Source organism: Marinomonas pontica, from assembly GCF_036322735.1.
GTDB classification, from domain to species: domain Bacteria; phylum Pseudomonadota; class Gammaproteobacteria; order Pseudomonadales; family Marinomonadaceae; genus Marinomonas; species Marinomonas pontica.
This window is the reverse complement of record NZ_AP027271.1, coordinates 135,180-151,099: the sequence shown is the minus strand read 5'-3', so window position 1 is coordinate 151,099 and position 15,920 is coordinate 135,180. Positions and strand designations below refer to the sequence as shown.

The following is a 15,920-nucleotide window of genomic DNA, read 5'->3' as shown; positions in this document are numbered from 1 at the left end:
TTTGCGTCTGTATGCTGTGTTTCAGCATTTTTTGTACCTCGTAATCAACCTATAAATCCGTATGATTTACTACAACTTGAATCAATGCAGTAAGGAGAAAAGCAATGAAAGTGAGCTTCATCGGACTTGGCACCATGGGTTACCCAATGGCTGGACACGTCAGCAATGCAGGCCATGATGTTGTGGTGTTTAACCGCTCGACTCAAAAGGCACAAAACTGGCGTGAGGAATACACAGGAACCTTTGCCACTACGCCCGCTCTGGCGGCAAAAGACGCCGACATTGTATTAACCTGCGTAGGTAACGACGATGATCTGCGTGCCGTCTATTTGGGCGCTGATGGCGCCTTCCAGCAAGCAAAAGCAGGCACGCTGTTTATAGACCACACCACCGCGTCTGCTGAAGTAGCAAAAGAGTTGCATCAAGCCGCTCAAGAGCGCGGTTTCTTCTTCATGGACGCGCCGGTTTCAGGCGGCCAAGCGGGCGCCGTCAACGGCGTGTTAACGGTGATGATTGGTGGCACAGACAGCGACCTTGAACGAGCACAGCCCGTGCTTGATTGTTACGCCAAAGCCACTCGATTAATGGGGCCGGTAGGAAACGGTCAGATCGCCAAAATGGTCAATCAGATTTTAATTGGCGGCGTCTTATCCGGTTTGTCCGAAGGGATTCGCTTTGCTCAGAAAGCAGGCTTGGACATTGCGACCTTAGTCGATACGCTAAAATACGGGGCCGCAGGCTCTTGGCAATTAGAAAACCGTGGCGAAACCATGGCAAAAGAAGAGTTTGATTTTGGCTTCGCCATCGAATGGATGCATAAGGATTTAGGTCTGTGTCTTGCGCAAGCAGAGAAAATGGGACTCAAGATTCCATTAACACAAGCCGTTGATCAAGATTATCAGGCATTGATCGCAGAAGGCCGAGGTCGCCAAGACACGTCTGTCCTAATAAAGGCACTCGATAAAAAGTAACCTCCTCCCAACACTCCCCCTTAGCTGGGGGAGAAGTTGGTGTTGTCCCCTCCACACGACCTCTTATTTTCAAGAGATGGAGCTGGTGTTGCTTGTTTCCTCACCTTATCTTCAAGGTGAGGATTAAGGAGGGGTTGTTCTCTTTTTAGCCATACAAAAACTCGCTAAAAACCTTCTTTCAATCTCTCGTTTTTCCACTTTTTTCTGTTTTCTAAAATAAATAATCCTTTTTCTTCCCTATTCCTTACGCGTCAATTTTCCTGCAAAACCATTGTTTTCAAGGCTTCCCCGCTGTTATGCAAATTCTGTATTCGTTACACGCATAGGCCATATCGTTATTTCGATTGGTTATTTAAATTGGCTTCAGTACTCTTCAGAGACGCTGTTTTTGATGGTTCTGTTCATTCAGTTCCATCGTTTATAGCTAAAGGGGGCTCAAGGACGAGGCAGGACAACCCCATTCGAACTAGGAGTTTGAATGGGGTTTGTTTTTTTAAACTGTAAAGAAACGCACTGCAAAGAAGACTCTTTACCTACCCGAGACAATCACAAAAGTAACGAATACCTTGATTCGACTTCCCACGTGTTCGACACGAATATAATTATGCTAATGGAGAGTTACAATGAAAAAAGGGTTAGCAAAACTGACGCTTGCACTTATGGCTGCTGGAGCAATCGGCACATCCGCTCACGCTGCCTCCACTTTGGTTTATTGTTCAGAAGGAAGCCCTGAAGGCTTCAACCCAGCGTTCTATACTGCGGGTACCACGTTTGATGCCACGTCTAAAAATATGTTCAACCGTTTAGTCGAATTCAAATTGGGTACGACTGAAACAGAACCAGGCTTAGCAACCAGCTACGATGTGTCTAGCGATGGCCTTGAATACACTTTCCATTTGCGTAAAGGCGTGAAGTTCCATTCTTCTAAAGACTTCAAACCAACACGTGACTTTAACGCCGACGATGTGATTTTCACATTCGACCGTCAAGGCAACAAAAACAACCCATACCACACTGTGTCTGGCGGCTCTTACGAGTACTTCACGGGCATGGGTATGGATTCTTTGATCAAAGAAATGGTCAAAGTTGACGATTACACCGTCAAATTTGTTCTAAACCAACCAGAAGCGCCTTTTATTGCCAACCTTGCTATGGACTTCGCGTCTATCTTCTCTAAAGAGCAAGCGGATTTTTACATGAAGAAAGGCACACCTGAGAAATTGGACATCGATCCAGTGGGCACAGGTCCTTTCCAAAAAGTTCAGTACCAAAAGGACTCTTTAATCCGTTACACCGCGTTTAAAGACTACTGGAAAGGCAAAGCAAAAATCGACCGTCTTGTCTTCTCTATCACACCAGACGCGTCTGTTCGTTACGCAAAATTGAAAGCCGGCGAATGTGATGTGATGCCTTACCCAAATCCTGCTGACCTTAAGCAGATGGAAAAAGATCCAAACATCAACCTAATGAGCCAAGAAGGCTTGAACGTGGGTTACTTGGCCTTTAACACTCAGAAAAAACCCTTCACTGATCCTCGTGTTCGCCAAGCCCTGAGCTTAGCAACAGACAAGAGCGCGATCATCGATGCGGTGTTCCAAGGTGCAGGTAAAGTCGCGAAAAACCCAATTCCACCGACTATGTGGTCTTACAACAAAAATGTTGTGGATTACCCATACGATCCAGTAAAAGCGAAGAAATTGCTTGCTGAAGCGGGTTATCCAGATGGCTTCTCAACCAACATCTGGGCGATGCCAGTACAACGTCCATACAACCCAAATGCGCGTCGTATGGCTGAAATCATGCAAGAAGACTGGTCTAAAATCGGTGTAAAAGCAGAGATCGTGTCTTACGAATGGGGTGAATACCTAAACCGTTCTAAGAAAGGCGAGCACGATACCGTGTTGCTAGGTTGGACTGGTGATAATGGTGACCCAGATAACTTCCTCTACGTTTTGCTAGGTTGTGACGGCGTTGGCGGCTCTAACCGTGCCCAGTGGTGTAACGAAGAGTTCAACGACCTGTTGCTAAAAGCGAAGCAAACGTCTGACAAAGCGGAGCGTACTAAGTTGTACGAAGAGTCTCAAGTTGTCTTCAAACGTGAAGCCCCTTGGATCACTGTTGCTCACTCTGTTGTGTACGAGCCAATTCGTAAAGAAGTGAAAGGTTACAAAATCGACCCACTTGGTGGTCACTACTTCTACAACGTCAGCAAATAATCGATGTTGAAGTCGTACTTTTGATAAAAAGTCTTCGGACGAACCAAAACACTTACTCGCTGGGACGCGAGTAAGTGTTTTGCTGACCGAGCGGTTTGCTCGATCACATAATCTCAAGAGAGCCAGTCCTTTATGTTCCAATTTATTTTCCGTCGTCTAAGCCTCGTCATTCCGACCTTTATCGGGATTACCTTGCTGACCTTTACCCTAATTCGCTTAATTCCCGGAGATCCTATCGAGGTGATGGCCGGCGAACGTGGTGTGAGCGATGAACGCCATGCCGAGCTAAGTGCACAACTTGGTTTTGACCAGCCGTTGTACGTCCAGTACTTCCGCTATGTGTCTGGCGTATTGCAAGGCGACTTGGGCAACTCTTTGATCACTCGTGAACCCGTGATGAAAGAATTCCTCACCCTATTTCCTGCGACCATAGAATTAGCCTTCTGTGCCGCGATTTTCGCGATTTTGATTGGTTTGCCCGCGGGTATTTTTGCCGCAGTAAAACGCGGAACCGTGATTGATCACTCGGTGATGACGTTTTCTCTTACCGGTTATTCGATGCCTATTTTTTGGTGGGCATTGCTGTTGATGTTGGTGTTTTCCGTCACTTTAGGCTGGACGCCCGTTTCGGGGCGGATCGACGTGGTCTATTGGATAGACGATGTTACCGGCTTCATGTTAATTGACTCTTTATTGTCTGGTGAAGAAGGCGCGTTTTCGTCCGCGGTGTCTCATCTGATTTTACCAAGTATCGTGCTCGGCACCATTCCGATGGCAGTTATCGCCCGTATGACGCGCTCTTCTATGTTGGAAGTATTAAGCGAAGATTATATTCGCACCGCCCGCGCGAAAGGCATTGCCCCTTGGCGAGTGATCGTGATTCATGCGTTACGTAACGCCTTGATCCCAGTGATTACCGTAATTGGTTTGCAAGTGGGTATTTTGTTATCCGGTGCGATTCTTACCGAAACCGTGTTCGCTTGGCCGGGCATTGGTAAATGGCTGATCGAGTCCATTGGACGCCGTGACTACCCTGTTGTACAAGGCGGCATCTTGATCGTCGCATGTATCATCATTGTCGTGAATCTTTTGGTGGATATCACATACGGCATTGTTAACCCACGCATTCGACACAGCCGATAAGGAGACGTTATGACAACTTCTACAAAAACGTCCACGACAGACATTCCATTGACTGCGCCAGTACCAATGACGCCATTACAAGAGTTCTGGCACTACTTCAGCAGCAACAAAGGCGCGGTGGCGGGCTTGGCCTTTATTGTGCTGATTTGCTTCATGGCGGTTTTTGCCAATATTGTTGCACCACACTCACCTTCTGACCAATACCGTGATGCTTTACTGCTGCCACCAGCATGGTTAGAAGGCGGTAATTGGTCTTACGTTTTAGGTACAGACGACGTTGGTCGCGATATTTTATCTCGTTTGATTTACGGTTCACGCCTTTCGATTGCCGTGGGCATCGTCGCGGTTACGGCTTCTTTGATCATGGGGATTTTATTGGGTCTTGTCGCAGGTTATTTCCGCGGCGTGATCGACACTGCCATCATGCGTATTGTCGACATCATGCTGGCGATGCCAAGCTTGTTGTTGGCGATTGCGATCGTGGCGATCTTAGGGCCAAGCATTGTCAATGCGGCCTTGGCGATTTCCATTGTCTCATTACCGCATTATGTCCGTTTGACTCGTGCGGCGACCATGGCCGAAATGTCACGAGATTATGTGACATCTTCTCGCGTCATTGGCGCGAGCCCGCTGCGTTTGATGTTTATTTGTATCTTGCCAAACTGCTTAGCGCCATTGATCGTGCAAGCAACGTTAGGTTTCTCCAGCGCGATTTTGGATATGGCGGCGTTGGGCTTTTTAGGCCTAGGCGCGCAGCCACCCACTCCTGAGTGGGGCTCTATGTTGGCCGATGCGTTGCAGTTTGTTCAGCGCGCGTGGTGGGTAGTGACCTTCCCCGGTTTGATGATTTTGATCACAGTACTGGCGTTTAACCTCATGGGTGATGGCTTGCGTGATGCCCTTGATCCCAAGTTGAAACAGTAAGAGAGGTTGTTATGTCACTGTTACAGTTGGAAAATTTAAGCGTTACCTTCGGCAATTTTCGCGCCGTGGATAACATCAGTTACAAGGTCGAAGAAGGGGAAGTTCTCGGCATCGTTGGGGAGTCTGGCTCAGGCAAGAGTGTCAGTTCATTGTCCATCATGGGCTTGATCGATTTCCCAGGAAAAGTCAGCGCAGATCAGCTGACATTTGATAACCAAGATCTGTTGGCGATGCCAGAAAAGCAACGCCGTAAGCTTACGGGGTCTGACATTGCGATGATCTTCCAAGATCCAATGACCAGCTTAAACCCATGTTTCACCGTGGGCTATCAGATCATCGAAGCGTTAAAAACGCACCAAGGCGGTAGCAAGAAAGAGCTGAAAGCGCGCGCTATTGAGTTGTTAACGCAAGTGGGCATACCAGCACCGGAATCGCGTTTGGACAATTATCCGCATCAGCTTTCTGGCGGTATGAGCCAGCGAGTGATGATCGCCATGTCGATTGCCTGCGATCCACGCTTATTGATCGCCGACGAGCCAACTACCGCTCTTGATGTGACCATTCAAGCACAGATCATTGATCTATTGATCGAGCTACAACGCAAGAAGCAAATGGGCTTGGTGTTGATCACGCACGATTTGGCTTTGGTGGCCGAAGTCGCGCATCGCGTGATCGTTATGTACGCGGGTCAAATTGTTGAATCCGGCCCAGCGTCAGAAGTCTTCAGCACACCAAGACATCCTTACACGCAAGCTCTGTTGGCTTCTTTGCCTGAGTCCGCTGCGGGTAAAGCTCGTCTAGAAGCCTTGCCTGGCGTGGTTCCAGGCCAATACGATCGTCCTTTGGGTTGTTTGCTCAGCCCACGCTGTCCTTATGCGACCGATCATTGTCGCAAGGTTGAACCTGCGAACCAAGGCGACCTTGATCGCCAAGTAAAATGCCATACGCCATTGGACCGCGAAGGGAGACCAGCCGCATGAATCAGTCTGACCACTCATACGATAGCCGCTTAATTTTGAAAGCCGAAGATTTAAAGCAGCATTATCACGTCAAACAAGGTTTGTTTAAACCTGATGCCGTAGTGAAAGCCGTCGATGGTATTAGTTTCAATCTTGAAAAAGGCAAAACCCTTGCAGTAGTCGGCGAATCTGGTTGTGGTAAATCCACTCTTGGCCGCATGCTGACGATGATCGAAACACCAACAAACGGTAAGTTGGCGCATCTTGGCGAAGACTTGCTGGCGTTAAGCGCGGACGCTCAAGCCAAGCTACGCCAGAAGATTCAAATTATCTTTCAAAACCCGTATGGCTCACTGAATCCTCGTAAGAAAATCGGCGCTATTTTGGAAGAACCTTTGGTGATTAACACTAAACTGTCCAAAGCCGAACGCAAAGCAAAAGCGCTTTCCATCATGGCAAAAGTCGGCCTCAAAACCGAACATTACGACCGTTACCCGCACATGTTTTCTGGCGGTCAACGTCAGCGTATCGCCATCGCTCGTGGTTTGATGCTCGACCCAAATGTCATTGTCGCGGACGAACCCGTGTCGGCACTGGATGTGTCCGTTCAGGCACAAGTATTGAACTTGATGATGGATTTGCAGAAAGAGTTTGGCTTGAGCTATGTGTTTATCTCCCACGATTTGTCTGTGGTCGAACACATCGCCGATGACGTGATGGTGATGTATTTAGGCAAAGTGGTGGAACAAGGCTCTCGCGAACAACTGTTCGAGAACCCAAAACACCCTTACACATTAGCATTGCTGTCTAGTACGCCGCAGCTTTCACCGGATAAACGTCGTGTTCGTATTAAGCTGCAAGGTGAACTGCCATCTCCGCTTAATCCGCCTTCTGGCTGTGCTTTTCACGGACGTTGTAGCTACGCCAACGACCGCTGTAAAACCGAAACGCCAATATTGAGATTAGACAGCGAAGAAAGCGAAGAGCAAGGCCATTTGATTGCGTGTCATGCTGTGGAAGAAAACCGCATTGACGCCATCGCAGTGGGCGCAGCGTAAACGAATCCATTCGATATTTGTCTGTTTCTAAAGCGCCCGGAAGGGCGTTTTTTTATGACCAGATCTTTTGTATCCCTTATCGAAACAGTCTAGCAGACATAAAATCATATTGTTTACTATACCAATAATTTATATACACAGCACTAAATTGGATGACCAAGTCCACACCTCAAGCATTACACTTTAGACACTGAGGAAAGCCATTCAAAGCCTTACTCAGATTGCTAACTTATAAAAATAATGAATGCATTGGTGTCAGTATGACGTTTGATTTTTCTATCTACGACCTTGAGGTCGCAGACGCGTCTTCGCAAACGCTCACGAAAGTGTTATTGGACAAAGGATTTGGAGAGTATCGTTTTATTCAGAGTACGCCTCTGAAGAAGTACGCAAAGTTAAGGTTCAAAGAGTTTGGGCCGCTGTCTATTTTGGAATACGAAGCAGGCGAAATCACCACTATTCGTGCGTCTAAAGACACGAGCGCCTACTTTTTGCACATCATTCTTGCCGGTCAAAGCATCGGTAAATCCAATAACCAAGAGCGTACCTTAAACACAGGCGACTCCATTTTGGTCATGCCCGGCACTCGATTTGAATCCCATAACACCAAAGATTGCCGGAAACTCATCGTCAAAATACCAACGGATTTTTTGCACCAGACGGCACGAAAATTCGGCTATATGTCGACAAAAGACCCCATTCAATTCGAGCATAAAGCAAACGTTTTTCCCATGACGGGACCATTGTTCAATTTGCTTAATGACATGTTACAACAAGACAAAAGCACTCTGTATGATCGCGCCTTGATCTATTACTGCAGATTATTTAATAGCGCAATTTTGACTATGTTCAACAGCAACTTTAACCAATCTCCGCTCACCTCCTTATCCTTGCATCGCCATGTGGAGCGCGTGCGCAATTATGTGCTGGATCATATTACCGCCGATATCACGATCGATGAATTAGCCGATGTTTGCAAAATAAGCCGCAAATCTCTGTATAACCTTTTTGAAAGAGAAGCCGGTCTAACACCATCAGCGTATGTTCGCCGACTCAAACTAGAAAGCGCTTATGCTGAACTAAAAAATAACGAACGCGTTCGAAACGTGACGCAAGTCGCATTGAAATATGGGTTTACAAACTTAGGAAGATTCTCGGCTCAATACCGTGAACAAATTGGGGAGTTGCCTTCACAAACATTGCGAGACTTTGCGCATTAACACCATAAAAAAAAACAAACTGGGCAAAAGGGTAAAGCCCAGTTTGTTCTTGCTCGTGCTCTTTTCTTAAAACTTGTACATGGCCATCACTTCCACCTGCTGTCCAGCAGGGCGGGTTGCGATGCTACCGCTTGCTGCGCCATTGCTCGCTGCGCTTTGATCACGCAACTCAACACCCACTTCCAAACCTGGAAGATAAGCATAAATCAGGTTTGCCGTCGTAATGGTCAGCGTATCATCGTCCAAGCTAGAATCGTCTGCGCTGACTTGCCCGTAACGTAGGTTCACACGTAACTTATCATTTACTTTGTGGCCAATACCTGCCGAGAAACCACTGACCGTCAATAGATCGCCATCACTGTCTATTTCAGCTGACGCCGCTGTTCCCGCTGCACCGTTGTATCCCCAGCCCGCATAAATGGCGGCGCCCGTTCCCGAGAAACCACTCAATGACACACTGGTATCACCAAATTTTAGTTTGGCCGCTAACGACAAAGCGGTACCAAATTTCGACTCACTGTCCGTCGTCACGGAAGGTGTTGTGTCGACATCACGACCTGTCACTGTCACGTTAAACGCATGACCTTCTGCCGAGCGTACTGTGTATCCGGCAATCAAATCAGGAAGACTGGCGTTGCTGTAAAGTGGGTCTTGTGCGGTAAAACGCATGCCGTCTTTTACATAATGCGCAACAAGGTCTGGTCGCACAACCGCGCCATTGCCCGATACGGTACCGATGCCCGTTCCGTAGAAGTTAATCATTTCGGTGTCAAAAGGCGCATTGGCAAAAAACTGTCCCGTCCAAGTTTGACCCACGGTTAAATTATCCACCGTCAAAGTCGCATGACGTAAGCGAAACACGGAAGAGGAGCCACGGAAGTCTCCTTCAATAAAGCCTTTCAAACTGTGGTCGCCTTCTTTGCGGCTGGTCGTAACATTCAAACGAGACTGGCTAGCGCTGCCTTCAAACGAGTTGTCGCTTTCATCGGGATTATTAAAAACGCCTTCTGCCTTAATATAGCCACCTACGCTGAATTGAGTGCCATTAAATTCACCTAATTCCAGTGCAAAACCTTGAGAAGATAGGCCTGCAATAATCACCGCTTGTGCGACTTTATTTTTCATTAGCATGTTGGATACCACTCTGTGTTTGTCATTTATATTTATTATGAGCAGCTAATATCGCAAAGTGCAGCAGGGTGAAATAGCCATATAGTGCAATCTTTGTACACTGAGTGGAGAGGGAAATACCAAGACAAAATGACAGAAATCAATGACGGCAAGAACCAATAAAAACAAAAAAACCGCGGACAAAATTGGCCGCGGTTTTAAGAAAAAACAGAGAAAGAGAAAAGCCGTTGCTTACACTCTGAACTGTTTTTGCAACCCCATCAAGAAGTTGCGCAATATTTGGTCTTTGCATTCGCAGTAATGACGGTTGTCTGGTTTGCGAAAGAAAGAACTAAGTTCGTGCTTGCTAAGATTGAATTCCGCTAGCGACATGATGTCGAGGATTTCTTCCGCTTGCAGATTTAAGGCAATGCGCAACTTCATAAAAACAGCGTTGTTGGTTAAACGCTTTTCCGGCACAGGCTGCGGGCCTTCGCGTTTGCCGCGCTTGGTATTGATGAAACCGTTTAAAAATGTCGCCATTTCCACGTCAATCATCTCAACATAACCAGCATCGTCTTCTTTCTTTAGCCACGCAGTGATTTGTTCTTGTGACGCAACGCCCTCCGCCGCAGCAAAGATATCGACTATCTCTAACTCCTTTAGATCAAACGTGTATCGAAGTCGGCGTAAAATATCGTTGTTGTTCAAAGTAAATTCCTAGTATTGGAGAGTGACGCGGTTATTTTTTCTTTGGTTGACGGCCGTGATAAATCGCAAAGCCTTTGTCACGGTACAAACGGGTGTGTGTGCCCAATGCCGCGTCTAGTATCGGTGGATAACGCAAAAAATCGTTGGCCACCACAAACAATTCACCGTTCAAGGTAAGGTGCTGCTTCACGGTCATAAAGAAGCTTTCCGCTATGCTGTAGTCCGTGTTCACACCGGTATGAAACGGCGGGTTGGTAACAACATAGTTAAAGCGACCTTTTACTTCGGACAAACCGTTGGACGCTAACACCGTAACGGCGTCGCTCACTTGGTTCGCCGCGAAGGTCAGTTCTGTGGCTTTCAGCGCTAACACGCTGTCGTCCAATGCGGTGATCTTGGCACCGGTTTTATTGTGCAACCAAAGGGCGATAATGCCGTCACCACACCCAAAGTCGAGCAGTCGGGCGCTGGCAACATCGCTCATAAAACGGTGTTGATTCAATTGATTGAGCAGAATATCAGTGCCTTTGTCGAGTTTACCGTGACCAAATACACCAGGAAGACTACACAATGTCAGGCTTTGTCCTGCCACGTCTTGTTTCCATGTGACGATCCAGTCTTCAAACACAAACGGCTTGGCTGGGCGGCGCTTGTAGCCAGTGTAAAGCAAGCAGTGTTTAGCACCATCGACCTTACCCACTTCGTCTAATCCAGATTCTAGGCGTTTCATCGACGATTTCACGCCGCTTTTGTTGTCGCCCACCAGCCAGACTTGACCACCATCTTTAAGCACAGGCAAAACGGCAGCAAGCAGGTAATCCAACAGCTCTTTGGCTTTGGGCTGATAAATCACCACATGATCAAACTCTTGCCCATTCTCCAACGACCATTGTTCAGACAAGAAAAGTTTGTCATCGGCAAAACCGACTCGCAACAAGGCGTCATAATTCGTTTTAGATTGGCACCATGCCGACACTGTCGCTTTTCTGCTGAGGTCAAGTGGGTAGGTGTCTTCAGGGTTCGCAAATAAGATATTGCCAACCAGTTCCTCTTCGTTGCGTGCCAGTAGTTGGCTCGTCGAGTTAAGATTCATAAGTTACAGATAGCTCTTTAATAGAAAGTGTGGTGACAGGCGCGAGTAATGTATTCAAACGCGCTGTCGAAAGATCGGGTTGAACCCTTGGGTAGCGTGGTGCTTGTCGATCATTGAGTAAAGGCGATGACCACCCCTTGGTCAAGACCAGAAAGTCTTGTGCAAACGCATCGCCATGCTCCAAGCAACCAGACAAGATAACATCCAAGTAACTCAGTGCAATCGGGCAATCGTGATGCGGTTCAACCACATCGTCCGTGTGGTACACCCAATACGTGCCTGTCGGTAAGGGGTCATCTTGGTAAGCGGTCAGCTGTTCAGCGTTGATTTTGGCACGCTGATAACCTTTTTCTCGCTCATCAAACAACGCAAACTGATCAAAAGGAACTTCGACTAACACGCCATTGCAGGCTTTATCTGGAGCATGAACCACGGCCACAGAACTCATTCCATAATCCACTGACATCACTGACCAATGACGTTCAAAACCGTGTAATTTAACTGGCCAAACATGGCCTGTTTCACCCGTTTTCGCGCGGCTTTCGCCGTTGATTAAGCTGCCATAACCTAATATGAAATGTCGATCTAATACACTCATGCCGCCTCCAAAGAAAACCCATAACACCGAAAACAAAGAAATCGATAAGGATGTCACGCATGATAACGTGTGGCTCTAGACAGTACTAGCGAATGAAGGAATTGATCGATAAATCCAGCTACACCACGGGTGGCTTTATCGACGTGGACGGCGGGCGCTGAGACCTAGTCCAATTATTTGCTGACCACGCATTGAAATGAACTCGCCTTTTGCAAACTCCCCTGACGATATTTCGCATAGGACGGATAAGGGCAAAGCGGACGAGTTAAACCGGCCATTCGTGCCGTTATGTCTGGATTCTCTGTGCGTGTCGCCGCCACAATACTCTGAGGAGCAGTGCGATGCTCTACCCATGCTATTAATGGCTGCAAGGTGTCAAACTGATCCGCAGAGGGACCTCCTTGACCATGCGGCATACCTGGCACACGATACAATCTCACAAATTCAGGCGCACGCCCTTCCAGCATAAAGTCTAAAAAATCATACCAGCGCATGGTGTCTTGCACTGAGAACACGGGATCGCTGTTACCGTGAAAAATGATCATTTTCCCGCCATGTTGTTTGAACTGAGTTAACCTCGGCTTAGCGGCGTCTGGCGGCGTCATTATCGACATGGCAGACTCTTTGAATTGGCTATTCGTGGCGTAAATTTTCGGGGCGTCTTTATTGAAGTCAAACTTGAGTAAGTAATTCTCTAATGCGTAAACATCACCAGACACATTGGTATAGGGTGTGGTAAAAATGTGCGCCAGCGAAGCGCCGCCCATCACCACGCTGACCGGCTTATTGCTCCATGCTGAAATAGGGCTTTCTATTTTCCACATGCGCCAGTTCTGAGATCGAATGCCAGCGTCATAAGGCCAACTGGTGTACAAGGCTTGGTTCTTCGAGTTATGAGGTCCCATGTGCATTCGCATGAGCGCCCCAATTTTATTCAGCGGTAAACAGTCGCGGTCGAAGTTACTTTTGCACACCAATGCCTTAGGCTCGAATACCTTTTGGCACGCATCGGCCGCAAAGATCATGTCATCACTGATACCATCTAAGGTGTCGCATTGCTCAAGCATTTTATTCGAAAAAAAGTCTAAGTCTCGTTGACTCAACGCTTGGCTAATGTCGTCATTGACGCGATGTAAGGCTTGAACGTCCCACGCATGTTGCAACGCGGCTTTCGGTAAATTGAAGCCTGGGTAACCAACCAGCAAACCGTCAAACATGGTAGGGAAACGAGTCGCGGCAACCATGGCCATGCGGCCACCATTCGACTGACCAAGACCGTAGGAATGTTTGATTGGGGATTCGTAGTAGCTTTCAACCAACGTACGAGCGACCGGATTTAACTTTTCCACAGCACTGTAGCCATAATCACGGCGGGCTTCTGGATCATGGCCAAACATCACAGGACTCGCAAGCCCTGCTTCTGGGTTAGCTAACGCATCATGACCGCCATTGCTAGACACCACGGCAAAACCTTGGTTAATGGCATATTGAGGACCCGTTAGCCCAGTTACCGCGCCCAATGCGGGTTTGACTTCGCCATCGTTGCCGCCATTAAATTGATAAGCAAAACGGCCTTGCCAAAAGTTGGGCAGACGCAGTTCAAACTGGATCGAATAGAACTTGCTCCCCACCCCCATTCGCTGTGACATAACGCCCGACACCAAACAATATGGACTTCTTACATCCTTGTCTCTGCCCATCATGGTGGTTTTAATTTCTACGTTCTGAGGCGCTTTTGTGACTAACGTTTGGCAATTAACAGCATAAACCGAGTTGCTGCCTAATAATAACAGTGCCAACGTGGGTGCTATGTAGGTGAAAAGCGCTTTCATTCACATCGTCCTTTTTGATTGTAGAAGCAGACCCAAAACGTATTCCTCACAATGCAGGGAATATTTTTAAAAATCAGTCTCAATGAGTAGGCTTCAAAATAACCAATAATGAGGATAATAGAAAGTTACAGAGGAAGGAAATAAAAAACGGGCTAAAAGCCCGTTTTGTAAAGCATGAATTAATGAGCGCTAAACACCACTAAATTGGGTGAGACATCATTAAAATCCAATGCCATGGTCACACTTAATGCCGTAACAGTGATAATAGAAAAGAAGAACACTTGTCGTGCCCATCCATTCAGATCAATACCCGGACGGTAACCGCGCAATGCCATTGCTAACCACCAAAGGCTGGTAGCTAATGCAACCACCATAAAACCAATTCCCACATATCCGGTCAGCGGTAAAAGCGCTGCCACCACTGCAAAAGCGGCGATGTGAAGAATAATATGGCGTTTTGCTTTCGCGATACCTTGTGACACAGGCAAGACAGGAATCCCTGCCGCTTCGTAATCTTTGTAGCGAAAGATGGCAATCGCGTACGAATGTGGCATTTGCCAAATACAAAACATTGTTAGCAAGATTGCAGCACCAGCATCAAACTGGCCTGCAGCGGCACAATACCCCACAACAGGAGGAACCGCACCCGACAAGCTGCCTACAAACGTGCCGTAAACCGATTTGCGCTTGAAGTGTAATGTATACAAACCAACGTAGACCACATAACCGAAGGCGGCAAAAGCCACAGCAACCCAGTTCGTGAAATACGACAGTAGAGCAAAACCAATTACGCCTAATACAACACCATGAAAGAAAGCGGCTTTGCCGGACATTTCTCCATTAACCGTCACGCGGTTACGTGTGCGCTGCATTTTTGCATCAATATCTCTATCAACATAGTTGTTAATGGCACAGCCAGAAGCAACCACCAACGACAAGCCAACGACTGTCGCCAGCATAAGAATCCAGTCAATCTCGCCACGGGAGGCTAAAAAGAAGCCCCCCGCAACAGAGATGAGGTTGCCCATAATGATGCCAGGCTTTGTTACCTGAAGATAACGCTTAAACATCGCTATAGGCTCCCATCGGACACTCATTATTTATAATGAAAGAAGTCCGCATAATCATCAAATAACTCTGCTTACATCATCATTGCGTTGGAAGCGTAGATAATCCATACGGACAACGCGACAACCATCACAATAATCACAGCAGAAAAGATGAATGAATATGTGTCCAACTTACCTTGTTCAGAGAAGTCCAAATGAAGGAAGTACTTCAAGTGAACAAAGATCTGAATAACAGCCAATACAACGATTGTGATGTAAGTTGGACCTTTATCGAACGCCTCAGTCATTACCATCCAGAATGGTATACCGGTCAAAATAACAGACCAGATAAACCCAACGATATAAGACTTAACACTACCGTGTGAGTGCGCTTCAGAAGAATGATCGCTCATTAGATCGCCCCCATCAGATAAACAACGGTGAAAACACAGATCCAGATTATATCCAAAAAGTGCCAGAACAAGCTTAGGCAAGCCAAACGAGTCAATGATCGGCCTGTCAGCCCCGTCATTATGATTTCAACAGCTAAAATAACCATCCAAATCAAACCGGCTGTAACGTGTAATCCATGCAAACCAACAAGACTAAAAAACGCTGACAAGAAAGCGCTAGCTTGAGGGCCGTTACCATTATGGATCAGATGCTGAAACTCATATATTTCTAGGGCTATAAACACACCACCAAATATAAAAGTCGCCAGCAACCACATTAACGTGCCTGAACGGTTTTTGTTATGAGCACAAATCATTGCAAAACCGAATGTGATACTTGAAACAAGTAGCGCCGCCGTTCCCGCAAGGATTAACTCAAGATCAAAAATCTCTTTACCAGATACACCACCAGCTGTGTTCATAAAGAGCACAGCGTAGGTAGCGAAGACTGATGCAAATAGCAAACAGTCTGTCATTAAATATAACCAGAACCCAAATACGGTGTTTCCACCCGTATCATGGTGCTCGTCGTGGTGTGCACCAGCTTCGTGAGCGTCGTGCGTATTCATATGTGTAGTGCTCAT

15 protein-coding genes are annotated in these 15,920 nt (G+C 47.0%); 7 read left to right on the top strand and 8 right to left on the bottom strand.

All coding sequences use genetic code 11. The features are described 5' to 3' along the window. Positions 1–104: 104 nt before the first annotated feature. The 7 genes from AABA11_RS00675 to AABA11_RS00645 all read left to right on the top strand — a co-directional run bounded on the left by AABA11_RS00675 (position 105) and on the right by AABA11_RS00645 (position 8,491). Positions 105–971, top strand: a complete 867-nt coding sequence (locus tag AABA11_RS00675; protein WP_265729651.1) for an NAD(P)-dependent oxidoreductase — start codon at positions 105–107, stop codon at positions 969–971. A gap of 623 nt (positions 972–1,594) precedes the next feature. Continuing rightward, positions 1,595–3,187: an ABC transporter substrate-binding protein gene (locus AABA11_RS00670; protein WP_338264599.1), complete on the top strand. Its 1,593-nt coding sequence runs from the start codon at positions 1,595–1,597 to the stop codon at positions 3,185–3,187. A 132-nt stretch (positions 3,188–3,319) separates the two neighbouring features. Then, complete coding sequence (locus AABA11_RS00665; protein ID WP_338264598.1) at positions 3,320–4,330, top strand: ABC transporter permease subunit; 1,011 nt, start codon at positions 3,320–3,322, stop codon at positions 4,328–4,330. A 9-nt stretch (positions 4,331–4,339) separates the two neighbouring features. Next, on the top strand, positions 4,340–5,254 hold the full coding sequence (gene dppC, locus AABA11_RS00660; RefSeq protein WP_338264597.1) for a dipeptide ABC transporter permease DppC: 915 nt from the start codon (positions 4,340–4,342) through the stop codon (positions 5,252–5,254). 11 nt (positions 5,255–5,265) lie between these two features. Beyond that, a complete protein-coding gene (gene dppD, locus AABA11_RS00655; RefSeq protein ID WP_338264595.1) occupies positions 5,266–6,234 on the top strand; it encodes a dipeptide ABC transporter ATP-binding protein in 969 nt (322 codons plus the stop codon). After that, complete coding sequence (locus tag AABA11_RS00650; RefSeq protein WP_338264592.1) at positions 6,231–7,271, top strand: peptide ABC transporter ATP-binding protein; 1,041 nt, start codon at positions 6,231–6,233, stop codon at positions 7,269–7,271. The genes dppD and AABA11_RS00650 overlap by 4 nt, the downstream gene beginning before the upstream one ends. A gap of 260 nt (positions 7,272–7,531) precedes the next feature. Continuing rightward, complete coding sequence (locus tag AABA11_RS00645; RefSeq protein ID WP_338264590.1) at positions 7,532–8,491, top strand: AraC family transcriptional regulator; 960 nt, start codon at positions 7,532–7,534, stop codon at positions 8,489–8,491. Positions 8,492–8,557: 66 nt separating this feature from the next. Here AABA11_RS00645 and AABA11_RS00640 read toward each other — a convergent pair whose 3' ends face one another. The 8 genes from AABA11_RS00640 to cyoC form a co-directional block, all read right to left on the bottom strand. Next, positions 8,558–9,622 carry a hypothetical protein gene (locus AABA11_RS00640; protein ID WP_265729643.1) on the bottom strand — a complete coding sequence of 355 codons (1,065 nt, stop codon included), beginning with the start codon at positions 9,620–9,622 and terminating at the stop codon, positions 8,558–8,560. A 231-nt stretch (positions 9,623–9,853) separates the two neighbouring features. Then, positions 9,854–10,312 carry a YehS family protein gene (locus AABA11_RS00635; RefSeq protein ID WP_338264588.1) on the bottom strand — a complete coding sequence of 153 codons (459 nt, stop codon included), beginning with the start codon at positions 10,310–10,312 and terminating at the stop codon, positions 9,854–9,856. Between the two features lie 31 nt (positions 10,313–10,343). Then, positions 10,344–11,405 carry a class I SAM-dependent methyltransferase gene (locus tag AABA11_RS00630; RefSeq protein WP_265729641.1) on the bottom strand — a complete coding sequence of 354 codons (1,062 nt, stop codon included), beginning with the start codon at positions 11,403–11,405 and terminating at the stop codon, positions 10,344–10,346. After that, positions 11,395–12,003 carry a gamma-glutamylcyclotransferase family protein gene (locus AABA11_RS00625; protein ID WP_265729640.1) on the bottom strand — a complete coding sequence of 203 codons (609 nt, stop codon included), beginning with the start codon at positions 12,001–12,003 and terminating at the stop codon, positions 11,395–11,397. Before AABA11_RS00625 ends, AABA11_RS00630 begins: the two co-directional genes overlap by 11 nt. A 173-nt stretch (positions 12,004–12,176) precedes the next feature. Beyond that, positions 12,177–13,835 carry a tannase/feruloyl esterase family alpha/beta hydrolase gene (locus tag AABA11_RS00620; RefSeq protein WP_338264584.1) on the bottom strand — a complete coding sequence of 553 codons (1,659 nt, stop codon included), beginning with the start codon at positions 13,833–13,835 and terminating at the stop codon, positions 12,177–12,179. A 179-nt stretch (positions 13,836–14,014) separates the two neighbouring features. Next, positions 14,015–14,905: a heme o synthase gene (gene cyoE, locus AABA11_RS00615; RefSeq protein ID WP_265729634.1), complete on the bottom strand. Its 891-nt coding sequence runs from the start codon at positions 14,903–14,905 to the stop codon at positions 14,015–14,017. Between the two features lie 71 nt (positions 14,906–14,976). Further along, positions 14,977–15,297 (bottom strand): cytochrome o ubiquinol oxidase subunit IV, encoded by a 321-nt coding sequence (gene cyoD, locus AABA11_RS00610; protein ID WP_338264582.1) that lies wholly within the window; start codon positions 15,295–15,297, stop codon positions 14,977–14,979. Beyond that, on the bottom strand, positions 15,297–15,920 hold the full coding sequence (gene cyoC, locus AABA11_RS00605; RefSeq protein WP_338264580.1) for a cytochrome o ubiquinol oxidase subunit III: 624 nt from the start codon (positions 15,918–15,920) through the stop codon (positions 15,297–15,299). Before cyoC ends, cyoD begins: the two co-directional genes overlap by 1 nt.

What these genes read in the sequence shown, in the direction of transcription:
- AABA11_RS00675 (WP_265729651.1), top strand. Translation starts at nt 105, where the DNA reads ATGAAAGTGAGCTTCATCGGACTTGGCACCATGGGTTACCCAATGGCT.
- AABA11_RS00670 (WP_338264599.1), top strand. Translation starts at nt 1,595, where the DNA reads ATGAAAAAAGGGTTAGCAAAACTGACGCTTGCACTTATGGCTGCTGGA.
- AABA11_RS00665 (WP_338264598.1), top strand. Translation starts at nt 3,320, where the DNA reads ATGTTCCAATTTATTTTCCGTCGTCTAAGCCTCGTCATTCCGACCTTT.
- dppC (WP_338264597.1), top strand. Translation starts at nt 4,340, where the DNA reads ATGACAACTTCTACAAAAACGTCCACGACAGACATTCCATTGACTGCG.
- dppD (WP_338264595.1), top strand. Translation starts at nt 5,266, where the DNA reads ATGTCACTGTTACAGTTGGAAAATTTAAGCGTTACCTTCGGCAATTTT.
- AABA11_RS00650 (WP_338264592.1), top strand. Translation starts at nt 6,231, where the DNA reads ATGAATCAGTCTGACCACTCATACGATAGCCGCTTAATTTTGAAAGCC.
- AABA11_RS00645 (WP_338264590.1), top strand. Translation starts at nt 7,532, where the DNA reads ATGACGTTTGATTTTTCTATCTACGACCTTGAGGTCGCAGACGCGTCT.
- AABA11_RS00640 (WP_265729643.1), bottom strand. Translation starts at nt 9,622, where the DNA reads ATGCTAATGAAAAATAAAGTCGCACAAGCGGTGATTATTGCAGGCCTA.
- AABA11_RS00630 (WP_265729641.1), bottom strand. Translation starts at nt 11,405, where the DNA reads ATGAATCTTAACTCGACGAGCCAACTACTGGCACGCAACGAAGAGGAA.
- AABA11_RS00625 (WP_265729640.1), bottom strand. Translation starts at nt 12,003, where the DNA reads ATGAGTGTATTAGATCGACATTTCATATTAGGTTATGGCAGCTTAATC.
- AABA11_RS00620 (WP_338264584.1), bottom strand. Translation starts at nt 13,835, where the DNA reads ATGAAAGCGCTTTTCACCTACATAGCACCCACGTTGGCACTGTTATTA.
- cyoE (WP_265729634.1), bottom strand. Translation starts at nt 14,905, where the DNA reads ATGTTTAAGCGTTATCTTCAGGTAACAAAGCCTGGCATCATTATGGGC.
- cyoD (WP_338264582.1), bottom strand. Translation starts at nt 15,297, where the DNA reads ATGAGCGATCATTCTTCTGAAGCGCACTCACACGGTAGTGTTAAGTCT.
- cyoC (WP_338264580.1), bottom strand. Translation starts at nt 15,920, where the DNA reads ATGAGCACTACACATATGAATACGCACGACGCTCACGAAGCTGGTGCA.